The sequence below is a fragment of the Candidatus Thiodiazotropha sp. AKIB8 genome (assembly GCF_058244675.1).
Map to the genome: position 1 here is coordinate 1 of NZ_JBSYOO010000005.1, position 13,049 is coordinate 13,049.

16 protein-coding genes and 1 pseudogene are annotated in these 13,049 nt (G+C 48.7%); 13 read left to right on the forward strand and 4 right to left on the reverse strand.

The annotated features are described in order from the left end of the window. The 3 genes from AC4IFB_RS00465 to AC4IFB_RS00475 form a co-directional block, all read left to right on the forward strand. A partial coding sequence (locus AC4IFB_RS00465; protein ID WP_490779060.1) for a transposase occupies window positions 1-1,160 on the forward strand: 1,160 nt, incomplete at its 5' end. A gap of 154 nt (window positions 1,161-1,314) precedes the next feature. After that, window positions 1,315-1,584: a hypothetical protein gene (locus AC4IFB_RS00470; RefSeq protein WP_490777478.1), complete on the forward strand. Its 270-nt coding sequence runs from the start codon at window positions 1,315-1,317 to the stop codon at window positions 1,582-1,584. A 76-nt stretch (window positions 1,585-1,660) separates the two neighbouring features. Continuing rightward, window positions 1,661-2,161, forward strand: a complete 501-nt coding sequence (locus AC4IFB_RS00475; RefSeq protein ID WP_490777477.1) for a hypothetical protein — start codon at window positions 1,661-1,663, stop codon at window positions 2,159-2,161. 62 nt (window positions 2,162-2,223) lie between these two features. Here the strand turns inward: AC4IFB_RS00475 and AC4IFB_RS00480 are convergent, their stop codons facing one another. The 3 genes and pseudogenes from AC4IFB_RS00480 to AC4IFB_RS00490 all read right to left on the reverse strand — a co-directional run. Further along, window positions 2,224-2,541, reverse strand: coding sequence for a CcdB family protein (locus AC4IFB_RS00480; protein ID WP_490779061.1), 318 nt, complete (start codon window positions 2,539-2,541; stop codon window positions 2,224-2,226). Beyond that, window positions 2,541-2,786, reverse strand: a complete 246-nt coding sequence (locus AC4IFB_RS00485) for a type II toxin-antitoxin system CcdA family antitoxin (protein ID WP_490779062.1) — start codon at window positions 2,784-2,786, stop codon at window positions 2,541-2,543. The genes AC4IFB_RS00480 and AC4IFB_RS00485 overlap by 1 nt, the downstream gene beginning before the upstream one ends. 267 nt (window positions 2,787-3,053) lie before the next feature. Then, a pseudogene (locus tag AC4IFB_RS00490) lies at window positions 3,054-3,185 on the reverse strand (type II toxin-antitoxin system RelE/ParE family toxin); the annotation flags it as partial. A 223-nt stretch (window positions 3,186-3,408) separates the two neighbouring features. On the opposite strand from AC4IFB_RS00490, the gene AC4IFB_RS00495 reads away from it, so the two are divergent. After that, window positions 3,409-4,266, forward strand: coding sequence for an SDR family oxidoreductase (locus AC4IFB_RS00495; RefSeq protein ID WP_490779063.1), 858 nt, complete (start codon window positions 3,409-3,411; stop codon window positions 4,264-4,266). 560 nt (window positions 4,267-4,826) lie between these two features. Here AC4IFB_RS00495 and AC4IFB_RS00500 read toward each other — a convergent pair. Then, the gene (locus tag AC4IFB_RS00500) at window positions 4,827-5,546 is read right to left on the reverse strand and encodes an FCD domain-containing protein (RefSeq protein WP_490779064.1); all 720 of its coding nucleotides are present in this window, start codon (window positions 5,544-5,546) and stop codon (window positions 4,827-4,829) included. Window positions 5,547-5,737: 191 nt separating this feature from the next. On the opposite strand from AC4IFB_RS00500, the gene AC4IFB_RS00505 reads away from it, so the two are divergent. From AC4IFB_RS00505 to dmpH, 9 genes are all read left to right on the forward strand, one after another. Next, a complete protein-coding gene (locus AC4IFB_RS00505) occupies window positions 5,738-6,796 on the forward strand; it encodes an NADH:ubiquinone reductase (Na(+)-transporting) subunit F (protein ID WP_490777471.1) in 1,059 nt (352 codons plus the stop codon). Beyond that, window positions 6,796-7,107 (forward strand): 2Fe-2S iron-sulfur cluster-binding protein, encoded by a 312-nt coding sequence (locus AC4IFB_RS00510; protein WP_490777470.1) that lies wholly within the window; start codon window positions 6,796-6,798, stop codon window positions 7,105-7,107. The genes AC4IFB_RS00505 and AC4IFB_RS00510 overlap by 1 nt, the downstream gene beginning before the upstream one ends. 70 nt (window positions 7,108-7,177) lie before the next feature. Beyond that, window positions 7,178-7,378, forward strand: a complete 201-nt coding sequence (locus AC4IFB_RS00515; protein WP_490779065.1) for a hypothetical protein — start codon at window positions 7,178-7,180, stop codon at window positions 7,376-7,378. A 2-nt stretch (window positions 7,379-7,380) separates the two neighbouring features. Continuing rightward, window positions 7,381-7,815, forward strand: coding sequence for a GlcG/HbpS family heme-binding protein (locus tag AC4IFB_RS00520; RefSeq protein WP_490777468.1), 435 nt, complete (start codon window positions 7,381-7,383; stop codon window positions 7,813-7,815). A 62-nt stretch (window positions 7,816-7,877) separates the two neighbouring features. After that, window positions 7,878-9,338: a 2-hydroxymuconic semialdehyde dehydrogenase gene (locus tag AC4IFB_RS00525; protein WP_490777467.1), complete on the forward strand. Its 1,461-nt coding sequence runs from the start codon at window positions 7,878-7,880 to the stop codon at window positions 9,336-9,338. 10 nt (window positions 9,339-9,348) lie between these two features. Beyond that, the gene (dmpE, locus tag AC4IFB_RS00530) at window positions 9,349-10,137 is read left to right on the forward strand and encodes a 2-oxopent-4-enoate hydratase (RefSeq protein WP_490777466.1); all 789 of its coding nucleotides are present in this window, start codon (window positions 9,349-9,351) and stop codon (window positions 10,135-10,137) included. Window positions 10,138-10,215: 78 nt separating this feature from the next. Continuing rightward, complete coding sequence (locus AC4IFB_RS00535) at window positions 10,216-11,127, forward strand: acetaldehyde dehydrogenase (acetylating) (RefSeq protein WP_490779066.1); 912 nt, start codon at window positions 10,216-10,218, stop codon at window positions 11,125-11,127. Window positions 11,128-11,137: 10 nt separating this feature from the next. Then, entirely contained in the window at window positions 11,138-12,166 is a 1,029-nt protein-coding gene (gene dmpG / locus AC4IFB_RS00540) for a 4-hydroxy-2-oxovalerate aldolase (protein ID WP_490779067.1), read from the forward strand. Continuing rightward, the gene (gene dmpH, locus AC4IFB_RS00545) at window positions 12,166-12,957 is read left to right on the forward strand and encodes a 2-oxo-3-hexenedioate decarboxylase (RefSeq protein ID WP_490777463.1); all 792 of its coding nucleotides are present in this window, start codon (window positions 12,166-12,168) and stop codon (window positions 12,955-12,957) included. The genes dmpG and dmpH overlap by 1 nt, the downstream gene beginning before the upstream one ends. The last annotated feature ends 92 nt before the right edge of the window (window positions 12,958-13,049 follow it).

A 13,049-nucleotide genomic window follows, 5' to 3' on the forward strand; every position in this document is an offset into this window, starting at 1 on the left:
ATGAACTCTTTGCCATCGATGGCTGCAAGATGCCGTCTAATGCCTCAAAGGAATGGTCGGGTACATTTAAAGAGCTTGATCAAAAGCGAAAAAAGATTAAACGCCAGATCCGTTACAACATGGATCAATACAAAAAACAAGACAAGCATCAGCGTCGTGATGATGAACGTGATCAGCGACGAAAGAAAACAATAGAAACATTGAATCAAGCGTTTGAGAGGATAGATAACTTTTTAAAGTCGGAAAGCCCAAGGATGGGGCAAGGCAAAATAAAAAAGGAAGTAAAGAGTAATATTACAGATAATGAAAGCGCCAAGATGACGACCTCAAAAGGCACAATCCAAGGCTACAATGGCGTGGCTGCCGTCGATAAGAAGCACCAGATTATTATTGACGCACAGGCCTTTGGAGAGGGCCAGGAACATCATACGTTAAAACCTATCCTTGAATCCGTTGAACAGCGGTATCAGCGTCTAAAGATCAATCAAGAGATCATCAAGAGCAATATTATAGTTACAGCAGATACCGGCTTTGCCAATGAAAACAATATGCAATATCTGCATGAGAATAAAATCAACGCCTATATTCCGGATAACAGATTCAGAAGCCGTGATCCTAAATTCAATGAGCAGAGAGAGAAATATGGCAAGCGCCATCAGGTGGGTAATAAGAAATCACAAAAGATAATCTCTGCTAGTGAGTTCAATTTTGTAGAAACAAGTATGACCTGTGTCTGTCCAGCAGGTCAGCAACTGAGCTTTCGCCGTGAAGGCGAGGATAAACTCGGTAATCACAAAGCCTTCTTCGAGGGAAAGCTATTACAATGCCGTCACTGTGACATCAAACAGCGTTGCATGAAGAATCCTGAATCAGCAGATCACCGCAAAGGCAAAGGACGACAAGTCTCGTTCATATTAAATAAGAGTGACAAACCAAGTTACACTGACTGGATGAAGCAACGTGTTGATAGTGAAGAAGGCAAACAGATATATAGTCACCGAATGTCGACTGTAGAGCCGGTCTTCGGTAATATCGGAACAAATAAGGGACTCAAACGATTCAGCCTAAGGGGCAAACGTAAAGTCCAGGGTCAATGGCAACTCTATTGTATAGTCCATAATATCGAAAAGATTATGAATTACGGAAAGATAGCAGCGTAAAGAGGCCAATCAGTAATAAATAGCTTCGTTTTTCGAAGTAGTTTAGATATTAAAGGATACATAAAGTATGTTGAACATTAATATTACTGAAGAAAGTCGCACTGCGACTTTTTTGTGTTTTCTTCAGCCTCGTTATGTGAGAAAGGATCGATAAATGAAGGATCAAGAAAAATCCAAAAAAATGCTACCGAGAGCAGAAGTGCTACTTATTGTACTTAGCTTCGCGCTTATTGGTGGTTTTATTGGTGTGTTAGTGCGGCTTTTCTATGGCTCGATAACTATTCTCCCAATTTCTGCCTTAATAATTGATATTGGTCCAGCAATACTTATTGGAGCCATTGTCGGTGGGATATTAGCCTATAAATTTCCGCGTGTGGCGTCCGTAGTAGCTTGCTCGTTACCAGTAGGTTGCGAAGTAAGTTGAAGGTGAGTTACCACATAACAAGCAAAGCAGCCGACGCTGTAAAGTACGCGGCTGCTTTGAACGTTAGGTTTTCAAAATGAAAAGGAAAATTCTTACATTTATCACAGCTCTATTTGGTGTTTCTGGATTGGTAGTAGCTGCAGTTCCATTTATAGCATCGTTGAATGTTAGTGAGCGAGCGTTAGCAAATCGACCGCATATTCCTATCGACCACATTGGAGAAGGTGAATCTGAGATAATTACCTCCGAAGGAGCTACCTATTCGATGACATTTATGGTGTATCGATCTTTGAAGGGAAATGTGCGTGTTTGGAAAATCCCGGTTTATAAAGGAAAAGTAATCCTACCAGACATTCATTGGGGAAGGTGGGCAATGTTATGTGATGAATTCACACTAGATAAGGTGAAAAATGTTTTTAGATGCCTAGATGAGCATTTACAACAATATAGTTGGGTTACAGATGAGATGCTGTGGGATGTAGATGGAAAGAATTTAGGTAAATTCACTGAAGATATGATTCTAGCAAAAGGAGTTCACTATTCTAAATACTTCGTAGTTGGTGTAGCCCCAAAATGAAACCTACCCAGCAGCGCAAGACGGACTTCGGTGCTGGCGCGCCTCTGCTGGTTCGCTGAACGTTATATGCTAGTAAATAGCAGATCTATAGCCGAAATTATTTCTACCCTAAATGCTTCGACTTCCGTTACTTGGGTTCGAAGCAGAGATTCCGGAACAGTTGTAATTTGATGGGTTAAAAGTACAAACTCTTTATCACTTATCTTTATTAATGGGCAAAGCTTTTTGGCAACCCTATGTTTTATCGAACCGGGTGTTGAAAAAGGTATAACTACTCGTGAATTAAGTTCATCGAGTAAATCATTTTGTACGTTTAGAAAATAAGGGTATGTTTTCTTTGTTGCCTTATCATCATTTTTATAAACCGAAAATTGACTCATTAAAAATCTCTGAATGAATCAGAAAACAATCCATGTTCCTCAACCAATTCGTTCAATGATTCGATGGCTTCCCTATTATCACTTTTCCATTTTTCACGCTCGCTTTGGCGTAATTGTTGAGCTAGTGCTCTCTCAAGTGTGGCTGAGAGGTTTATTTTCTGCGCGCGAGCTTTTGAAAGTAAGTCGCTATTTATACTTAAATTTGTTGGTTTCTTCGGGGCTTTTGAGTCATAAAACTGTGGCATTAGAACTTGCCTCCTAGATGTAATGCGTATACTCAATGCGTATAAATAGTTTACATTGTGAGTTAGCATATAACAAGGCAAATCACTCGGATGAAAAAAGGCTGAGCTGCGCTCTGCATTTACTGTCCGGTTATGGCTGGTAAAAAGGTTAGAAGATACATCCATATGTTTGTGAAGAATCCTGATTATTTCCACACATTTGTCACTAGAGAGTTGATAGTAGATTGTGTGGCTTATAACGGGGAAATTCTGATAGCCAGGTCTAATCTAATCGCAGGCGCTTCCAAGATTTGGATTTTCAGCTAACTGATTGAAGGAATCATCGAGCTGTTTAAGATACTTATTGCGCTGGTCTTTCGCCCACCGCTTCTGAGTGAAAACAGCAATAGCCATTAAATCATCTCTGGCTTTATTTTAAGCGAAAAGTTACGAGACAAATTTATACGTAGCGAGGCAGACTGGACGGGATGGCACTCTGTTGATGTGGCCATGGCGGCATTAGTAGGTATATTTTCGTTTTGTGGGGCCGTTTTCATATAGGTTAACCACGGTTTTATCGGATGCAGTCGCTAACGCTTCTGCACCGCTGATAGATACTTTATACATTACATTTGAGTGCATTATGAAAAGAATATTATTGGCTGGATCAACAGGTTACTTGGGAAGCTATATTGCAAAGGAACTTCAAAAAAGATCCTGCTTTTTTAGAACGATTGCTCGAAACCCAAAAAAACTTGAGCAAAATAATATTGAAGCCAACGAAGTGCTTAAGGCGGAACTGACTGAACCAGATTCCATCAGTGAGTGCTGCAAAGGTATTGATATCGTTATTTCAACAGTTGGCATTACAAGGCAAAAAGATGGTCTTACTTATATGGATGTAGATTATCAAGCTAATATGAATTTGTTGAATGAAGCTAGAAAAAGTGGAGTTAAAAAATTTATTTATGTTTCAGTTCTAAATGGTGACAAGCTTAGAAATTTGAAAATATGTGATGCGAAAGAGATGTTTGTTGAGCAATTGAAGAAGTCAGGGTTAGATTATTGTGTTGTTCGTCCGAATGGGTTTTTCTCTGATATGTCAGAATATTTTAAAATGGCAAAAAGAGGGAGAATATATCTTTTCGGAGATGGAGAGCTGAGAGCGAACCCAATCCACGGTGAAGACTTAGCGACTGTTTGCATAGATGCTATCGATAAGCCGTATAAAGAGGTTGAAATAGGAGGCCCTGAAACAATCACTCAGAATGATATTGCATTGATAGCTTTTGACATTTTGGGCACTAAGCCGAAAATAACTTATATTCCAGATTGGGTAAGAGTTACCATTCTCAAAATGGTCAGGTTATTAACTGGAAGTAGAGTATATGGACCAGTTGAATTTTTCATGACAGTCATGTCAATGAATATGCTAGCCCCTGAATACGGCAAACACACGTTAAAAGAATATTTCACGATTTTGAACAATACCAATGTATAACAACCGCTCGCTCACGGATTAAAAAAAGCGTTCGTTCTTCGCTCCGCATTTTATGCCCTGTGAAGAGGACGTTAAGGCTGTAGAAAAAAACTTTATAATATGTACGCCCTGCGCCCTATTCGAAAGTAATTGTGATTATCAACTATAGGGGGTCTAGAATTTACGTGGGTACGAAAAAAGATAAACAGAAAATGGTCGATAATTATTTCTATGAAAACTAATGAAGTTTTCTACATTCTCGATAGATCAGTATAATGAAATACATTTGTAGAGACTGTGGGTATAAAGTCGTTAAGAAGTCGAGTAAAATATCCTGTCCGAAATGTAATTCAATTTACATATTAAACAAGGAATCTACCTCAAATAGAAAAGTAACTGAGCCTAATGGAAGAAAGCCATTAATAGTCATTATACATTCAAGAGTTACATCTTGAATGTTTGATTATAGTTTCGATTCCTTTATCAAAACGGGTAACTCTCTTCTTTTCAAGTAGAAGTGTCAGATCTGGTTGAGACCAGTTCATCTAAATCTAAAACTGGTTCTGCGGTTTTATTCAGCTCTATGTTGATACAACCTCTGCGATCTCTTTCTCTCTGTCTGCCTCTTCTTTGAGAACCCGCAAAGTGATTTCCGCTGTTCTCATAATGTGTTGTTCTATGGCGTCGCAGGCCCGTTGTTTATCCCTGGCCAGGGCAGCATTACGTAACTCTTCGTGCTCTTGGTGCAGATCCCGGGGGATCTCTGTGCTCAAGGCGATGTTGCGATAGCGTTTGTGCTGATCATAGAGGATGCCGTAAAAGCGACGCAGCCATTTTGAGGTGCATCCGGCAATCAGCGCTTCATGAAAATCGTGATTGCGGATCTCCCACTCTGCCGGGTCTCTCTTTTCGGACTCCTCTACTTTCTCAAGTTGATAAAAGGTTGCCACGATCTGGGATTCCCAGGCATCGTCTCCATGTTCGATGCTCTGACTCAGGGCCTGTTTCTCCAGCAGGATACGCATGCGGGTAATGTCGGCGAGGTCTGTCTCTGACATTGGAGCCACACGAAAGCCGCGCTGCCCCTCGGCTGTGACAAATCCATCAGCGGTAAGGCGGCTCAGGGCTTCACGAAGTGGGCTTGCGCCAACGCCGTAGCTCTCCCTCAGGTGCTCAATACGTAGTTTCTCTTCCGGCTGCAACACCCCATGAATGATGTCGGACCTTAGCTTTAGATAGGCTTGATCGGTCAGGGTCCTGGCACCGTTCTGTGTGTTGCCATCATTGTAAGTTCTTGCCATAGCAGCATTTTCCGGTTAACGACTGTGAGGGGAGAGCAAACTATACCCTACCTTCTATTTATATGCGCAACAGTGACTTTTATCAATATTCTAGTCGTTTAATATGGATTTACAAAAAATATCGATAATAATCTTGCAAATCGATAAAATATCGCTATTCTTGTGTTTATCGATATTTTGGAGCGATTACCATGTCCTACCAACTTACCATCGAACCCACCGGTGACGAGGTCGAAGTCGAAGAGGGTCAGAATATCCTGGATGCCTGTCTTCGAGCGGGTATCTGGATGCCTCATGCGTGCTGCCATGGTCTATGTGGTACCTGCAAGGTAGAGGTGGTTGACGGTGATGTGGAGATTGGTGATGCCTCAAATTTTGCTTTGATGGATATGGAGCGTGACGAGGGGAAGGTGCTGGCCTGTTGTGCAACTCTTCAGTCGGATACGGTGATCGAGGCCGACATTGATGAGGAGCCCGATGCCCGTGTTATTCCAGTCAGGGATTTCGAAGTCGAAGTCGTCAGGCTGGAAAACCTGACCCATGATGTGAAGGGGGTGTGGCTGCAGTTGGATGGAGATGGTATCGACTTTCAGGCTGGCCAATATATCAATCTCTATCTGCCTGGGATTGAAGTACCTCGCGCCTTCAGTCTGGCCAATAAACCATCTGACAGCAATCTTATCGAATTGCAGATCCGTCTGGTTGCAGATGGTCAAGCGACACCGATTATTCACAACGATCTGAAGGTCGGCGACAAGTTGAAAGTCACCGGGCCCTATGGTCGTTTTTTTGTGCGCAGCTCCCGTACCGAACCGATGCTGTTTATCGCTGGGGGTACTGGTCTTTCCAGTCCCAAGTCTATGATTCTCGATCTGTTGGAGAACGGCTCTACTACTCCAATCACACTGCTGCATGGTGTACGTGCGAAGCGGGATCTCTATGACCAGGAGCTGTTCAGCTCTCTGGCTGAAAAACATCAGAACTTCAGTTATGTCCCTGTGCTTTCACAGATGGAAGAGGGGGATGAGTGGCGTGGGGAAACCGGTTATGTCCACGAAGCGGCACAGCGTCTTTTCGATAACAGCTTTGCCGGAAACACTGCCTATCTTTGCGGTCCCCCGGTAATGATTGAGGCGGCAATTCGTGCCTTGATGCAGGGCCGTCTGTTTGAAAACGATATTTTCACCGAGCGTTTTCTCACCAAGGATGAAGAGAGTCGTAAACGCAGCCCGGTATTCAAGAGGCTCTAGTGCGATTTGAAATCTATGTCGAGGACAAGGATGCCAGTTTCCATTGTGGTGATGAGCAGCGCCTGTTGCATGCGATGCAGGCCCAGGGTTTAGGCTCGATTCCGGTTGGTTGCAAAGGCGGCGGCTGTGGCGTCTGTCGTATCCAGATCACCAAAGGAAATTACGAGACCCGCAAGATGAGCCGCACCCATGTAAGTGAGGAAGAGGAGCGCCTGGGCATTGTTTTGTCGTGCCGTGTCGTCCCCAAGAGCGACCTCTGTTTGAGGTTGGCGCCGAAACCGAATCAAGAAGTATCCGAGAGCGCAGTATAGCGCTCCGTAAATAGAAGAAGCATAAGCACAATATCAACGATAGTGGGTGAAGACCCAATAGGAGGAGTTCATGGCGGTAACTAGCGACGATCAGGCGGTTCGATTTATCCAGATCACTCTGGGCGAAGTGGGTGTCTCCAGGGATCAGTTAAAGATCGATGGTTTCACTGAAACAGGTCACCAGGAGAATGCACGCCACTTTATGAAGAGCTGGAGTGAATTTGACCGTAGTAATGATGCGTCTGGGCATAAACGTAAAGAGAAGAATTGAAGATGGCTGTAATAACTGTCAGTGCAAAAAGTCTCCATTGGCAAAGTGCCATGGAGGTGGTGAAGGCTGCCAATCGGCGAGCTGAGGAGTTGGGTGTCACGGTGAATGCCGCTGTTGTTGACCGGGGTGGCAATCTGCTTGCTTTTCAACGTCACAACAATGCGGCCCTGCACTCTATCTCGATCTCTATAGACAAGGCCTATACCGCGGTGAGTTTCGGTTTTCCCACTTCGGAGTGGATGTCGGCAATCGGTGATCAGCCGGCTCTACGTGAAGGGCTGGTACAGCGCGATCGGCTGGTGATTTTCGGTGGCGGTCTGCCTATCCGGGTGGATGGTGAACTGGTTGGTGCTGTCGGTGTATCCGGCGCTTCGGAAGCTGAGGATGAGCAGTGCGCTTTGGCTGGATTGGAAGCCATCGGGATTGCCACAAATTGAACAAAACCCCCGATGCATGCAGCGGGAAATCTTAGGACATAGGCGTAATGACGGTGAATAGAATGAAAGAGGTCAAACACTTCATCAATGGTGAATTTGTCGGATCTGCTTCGGGCAAGTTGTTCGACAACATCAACCCGGCGACTGGGGAGAAGATCGGCATAGTGCATGAGGCAGGTGCACCAGAGGTGGACGCAGCAGTGAATGCAGCCCGTGCAGCTCTGCAGGGGGATTGGGGCAAGATGCCACTGGCGGAACGTACCAACCTGTTGCACAAACTGGCGGATGGTATTACCGCCAGGTTCGATGAGTTTCTTGAGGCGGAGTGTCTAGATACGGGCAAACCGCAAAAGCTGGCCTGTCATATCGATATCCCGCGGGGTGCGGCCAACTTTAAGATCTTTGCCGATGTGGTGAAGAATGTGCCGACTGAGAGCTTCATGCTGGATACGCCGGATGGGCAGGGTGCACTCAACTATTCAGTACGTAAACCCAAAGGTGTGATTGCAGTGATCAGTCCCTGGAATCTGCCCCTGCTGTTGATGACCTGGAAGGTGGGTCCGGCACTGGCTTGTGGCAATACCGTGGTGGTCAAACCATCAGAAGAGACTCCGTTGACCACTGCGCTGCTGGGTGAAGTGATGAACCAGGTGGGGATTCCGAAGGGGGTCTACAACGTAGTGCATGGTTTCGGCCCCAACTCTGCCGGTGAGTTCCTCACCCGCCACAAAGGGGTTTCTGGCATTACCTTCACCGGCGAAACCGGAACCGGTTCGGCGATTATGAAAGCGGCTGCAGATGATATTACCGACATCTCCTTTGAGCTTGGTGGCAAAAACCCGGCTCTGATCTTTGCCGACTGCGATATGGACAAGGCTATCGAAGGTACCCTGCGCTCAGCCTTTGCCAACTGTGGTCAGGTCTGTCTGGGGACAGAGCGGGTCTATGTTGAACGGCCGATCTATGAAACCTTCGTTGAGCGGCTGAAAAGCGGTGCCGAGGCTTTGAAGCTGGGCAAGTGGGACGACCCGGAAACCGATTTGGGGCCGCTGATCAGCGAAGAACACCGGGATAAAGTGCTCTCCTACTATCGTAAAGCAGAGGAGGAGGGAGCTACTGTAGTCACCGGCGGCGGCACCCCTGAAATGGCCGATTCTCTGGCATCAGGCGCTTGGGTAGAGCCGACCATCTGGACCGATCTGCCTGACGATGCTGCTTGTGTACAGGAGGAGATTTTTGGTCCCTGTTGTCACATCCGTCCTTTCGACAGCGAAGAGGAGGCGATCGCTCTGGCCAACGATACCGAATATGGCCTGGCAACAGCGATCTGGACCGAGAACGGCTCCCGTGCCCATCGGGTTGCGGCTCAAGTGGACGCAGGCATCGCCTGGGTCAACTCCTGGTTTCTGCGCGATCTGCGCACCCCCTTTGGTGGCTCCAAACAGTCAGGTATCGGCCGTGAAGGTGGCGTTCACTCTCTAGAGTTCTACACCGAACTCAAAAACGTCTGTATCAAGCTTTGAGGAGTTATCGATGTTGAACGAACAACGTATAGATGAGCTGGGGGACGAGCTCTATCAGGCCCTGAGTCAGCGGCAGATGATCGATCCGCTGACGGAGCGGGAGCCGGAGATCACCATGGAGGATGCCTACCACATCTCCCTGCGAATGGTGAACCGACGGGTTGAGAGCGGTGAATCGATCATTGGTAAGAAGATTGGTGTCACCTCAAAAGCGGTGCAGAACATGCTCAATGTGCACCAGCCGGATTTCGGTTATCTCACTGATCGAATGGTCTACGGTAATGGCGATGAGATGCCGATCAGTGAACAGCTGATCCAGCCTCGGGCAGAGGGGGAGATCGCCTTCATGCTGAAGCGTGATCTGATCGGCCCCGGCGTCAGTAATGCTGATGTATTGCGGGCTACCGAAGCGGTAATCCCCTGCTTTGAAATCGTCGACTCCCGCATCCGGGATTGGAAGATCAAGATCCAGGACACGGTGGCGGACAACGCCTCCTGTGGACTATTCGTGCTGGGTGACAGGGCGGTGGATCCACGCAAGGTTGACCTGGCAACTGCAGGCATGGTGGTAGAGAAGAACGGACAACTGCTCTCTACCGGCGCTGGTGCTGCAGCACTCGGTTCACCGGTGAATTGTGTCGCCTGGCTGGCCAATACCCTGGGCAGCTTCGGCATTCCCCTGAAAGCGGGAGAGGTGATCCTCTCTGGCTCTCTGGTACCACTCGAACCGGTGGTGGCGGGAGACTTTATGCGGGTGGAGATCGGTGGTATCGGCTCTGCTTCGGTCCGTTTCACCTGATTTTCCATGAGGAGCTGGGATGCAGGTAAACATAAGAGCAAGGGCTGAGGCCCTGTTAAATCTACGAGGTTAGGATTAATGAACAAAATCAACGCCGCCCTGATCGGCTCCGGCAACATCGGTACCGATCTGCTCTACAAGGCACTGCGCAGTGACTGGATCAATCCTGTCTGGATGGTGGGTATAGACGCCGCTTCCGAGGGGTTGGAGAGAGCCCGTAAGCTGGGCCTGAAGACCACCCATGAGGGGGTCGACGGACTGGTGCCCCATATGAAGGATGACAATATTCAGATCTGTTTCGACGCCACATCTGCCTATGTACACGGGGAAAACAATCGCAAAGTACAGGAGCAGGGCTCGATCATGATCGATCTTACTCCGGCTGCGATCGGTCCCTTCTGCGTGCCGCCGGTCAACCTCAAGGATCATGTCGGCAAGCGTGAACTGAACGTCAACATGGTGACCTGCGGTGGACAGGCGACCATTCCAATGGTTGCCGCAGTCAGTCGGGTACAAGCGGTGGCTTACGGGGAGATCGTTGCTACGGTTTCATCCCGCTCAGCCGGGCCTGGCACACGCAAGAATATTGATGAGTTCACCCAGACCACATCCGGTGCTGTGGAGAAGGTTGGTGGTGCCAAAAAAGGTAAGGCGATCATCATCCTCAATCCTGCGGAGCCGCCATTGATGATGCGCGATACCGTTCATTGCATCACCGAAGATGAGCCTGACCAGGCTGCCATTACGGCGTCGATTGAAGCGATGATCAAGGAGGTACAGAAGTACGTGCCTGGCTATCGATTGAAAAACGGTCCGGTGTTCGACGGTAACCGGGTCTCGGTATTCATGGAAGTGGAGGGGCTGGGTGATTACCTGCCAAAGTTTGCCGGTAATCTGGACATTATGACTGCGGCCGGTCTGCGCACTGCGGAGATGTTCGCGGAAGAGATCGTCAACGGAACATTAGTATTGCAAGCGGCATCGGCCTGAGGAGTAAATCATGAATCTATCCGGTAAGAAAATAACCATCCACGATATGAGCCTGCGTGACGGCATGCATGCCAAACGCCATCAGATCAGCCTTGATGAGATGGTTGCTGTGGCCTCGGCCCTGGATGAGTCCGGGGTGCCGATGATCGAAGTCACCCATGGCGACGGCCTGGCCGGGGCATCGGTGAACTACGGCTTTCCCGCACACAGTGATGAAGAGTATCTGCGGGCGGTACGCCCATATGTGAAACAGGCGAAGATCTCAGCGCTGCTGTTGCCAGGTATCGGCACGGTACCTGAGCTGGAGATGGCTGCCGATTGTGGTGTGGATACCATTCGCGTGGCGACACACTGTACCGAAGCCGATGTCTCTGAGCAGCACATCACCAAGTCCCGCGAGTTGGGCCTCGACACAGTCGGCTTTCTGATGATGGCGCATATGGTCGGCCCAGAAAAACTGATCGAACAGGCGAGACTGATGGAGGGTTTCGGTGCCAACTGTATCTACGTTACCGACTCCGCAGGCTACATGCTGCCCGATGATGTAAAGCTGCGACTGAGTGCAGTGCGGGAAGCTCTTCAGCCAGAAACTGAACTGGGTTTTCATGGTCACCATAACCTCTCACTGGGGGTGATCAACTCATTGGCAGCGGTGGAAGCCGGTGCTAACCGCATTGATGGTTCTGCTGCAGGGATGGGCGCAGGCGCCGGTAATACCCCTCTTGAGGTGTTTGTCGCTGTAGCCGAGCGGATGGGTGTCGAGACCGGTGTTGATCTGTTCAAACTGATGGATGTGGCAGAAGACCTGGTTGTGCCGATGCTGGACCGTCCTATCCGGGTGGATAGGGATTCTCTGACACTGGGTTATGCCGGGGTCTACTCCTCCTTCCTGCTGTTTGCCAAGCGGGCTCAGGAGCGTTATGGCGTCTCATCCCGAGATGTACTGGTTGAGCTGGGTAAGCGGGGCATGATCGGTGGTCAGGAGGATATGATCGAAGATGTGGCGATGGAGATGGCCAAGGCGCAGGGGGCAAACTGATGGGTACTTTGACAGAGACACAGATCGCGGAGCTGGCGGAGTATCTGGAAAACAGTGAGCTGGAAGCGAAAGACGCCACCAAGATCACTAGCCAATATCCTGATATGGACTTCGAGGATGCCTACGACATCCAGTTTGAGATTCGTCGCCGCAAGGAGGCAAGAGGCACCAAGATCATCGGTCTGAAGGTGGGTCTTACCTCGCGGGCGAAGATGAAGCAGATGGGGGTGGAGACACCGATCTACGGTTTTCTCGCCGACTACTTCGACCGTCCCGATGGCGGCGAGATCGAGACCGATCAGCTGATCCATCCCAAAGTTGAGGCCGAGCTGGCATTTGTCACTAAGGCACCGTTGCGTGGCCCAGGTTGCCATATCGGCAATGTGCTGGCCGCGACTGACTTCGTCATCCCGGCGGTGGAGATCATCGACTCCCGATATGAGAATTTCCGTTTCGACCTGATCAGCGTAATCGCTGACAACGCCTCCTCATCCCGCTTTGTGCTGGGCGGCCAGATGGCCGATCCCGCCGATGTGGATATGCGCACCCTCGGTGTGGTGATGGAGAAGAATGGCGAGGTGGTGGAGCTGGGCGCTGGTGCCGCTGTATTGGGCCATCCTGCTGCCAGTGTGGCACTACTGGCCAACATGCTTGGTGAGCGGGGTGAGGAGATCCCTGCTGGCACCCTGATTCTCACCGGCGGTATCACTGCGGCTGTGGCGATGGAGAAGGGAGATTGCCTGAATGTTAGATACCAGGGATTGGGCAGTGTCGGGATGCGGTTTGTGTGAAGTGAGATTGAGATGGAGTTCCGAGGTGAGACATCGATGGTGCGGCAGGGCCACACCCTACAGAGGATTGGTGGGTAGGGTGCGGCCCTGCC

What these genes read in the sequence shown, in the direction of transcription:
- AC4IFB_RS00470 (WP_490777478.1), top strand. Translation starts at nt 1,315, where the DNA reads ATGAAGGATCAAGAAAAATCCAAAAAAATGCTACCGAGAGCAGAAGTG.
- AC4IFB_RS00475 (WP_490777477.1), top strand. Translation starts at nt 1,661, where the DNA reads ATGAAAAGGAAAATTCTTACATTTATCACAGCTCTATTTGGTGTTTCT.
- AC4IFB_RS00480 (WP_490779061.1), bottom strand. Translation starts at nt 2,541, where the DNA reads ATGAGTCAATTTTCGGTTTATAAAAATGATGATAAGGCAACAAAGAAA.
- AC4IFB_RS00485 (WP_490779062.1), bottom strand. Translation starts at nt 2,786, where the DNA reads ATGCCACAGTTTTATGACTCAAAAGCCCCGAAGAAACCAACAAATTTA.
- AC4IFB_RS00495 (WP_490779063.1), top strand. Translation starts at nt 3,409, where the DNA reads ATGAAAAGAATATTATTGGCTGGATCAACAGGTTACTTGGGAAGCTAT.
- AC4IFB_RS00500 (WP_490779064.1), bottom strand. Translation starts at nt 5,546, where the DNA reads ATGGCAAGAACTTACAATGATGGCAACACACAGAACGGTGCCAGGACC.
- AC4IFB_RS00505 (WP_490777471.1), top strand. Translation starts at nt 5,738, where the DNA reads ATGTCCTACCAACTTACCATCGAACCCACCGGTGACGAGGTCGAAGTC.
- AC4IFB_RS00515 (WP_490779065.1), top strand. Translation starts at nt 7,178, where the DNA reads ATGGCGGTAACTAGCGACGATCAGGCGGTTCGATTTATCCAGATCACT.
- AC4IFB_RS00520 (WP_490777468.1), top strand. Translation starts at nt 7,381, where the DNA reads ATGGCTGTAATAACTGTCAGTGCAAAAAGTCTCCATTGGCAAAGTGCC.
- AC4IFB_RS00525 (WP_490777467.1), top strand. Translation starts at nt 7,878, where the DNA reads ATGAAAGAGGTCAAACACTTCATCAATGGTGAATTTGTCGGATCTGCT.
- dmpE (WP_490777466.1), top strand. Translation starts at nt 9,349, where the DNA reads ATGTTGAACGAACAACGTATAGATGAGCTGGGGGACGAGCTCTATCAG.
- AC4IFB_RS00535 (WP_490779066.1), top strand. Translation starts at nt 10,216, where the DNA reads ATGAACAAAATCAACGCCGCCCTGATCGGCTCCGGCAACATCGGTACC.
- dmpG (WP_490779067.1), top strand. Translation starts at nt 11,138, where the DNA reads ATGAATCTATCCGGTAAGAAAATAACCATCCACGATATGAGCCTGCGT.
- dmpH (WP_490777463.1), top strand. Translation starts at nt 12,166, where the DNA reads ATGGGTACTTTGACAGAGACACAGATCGCGGAGCTGGCGGAGTATCTG.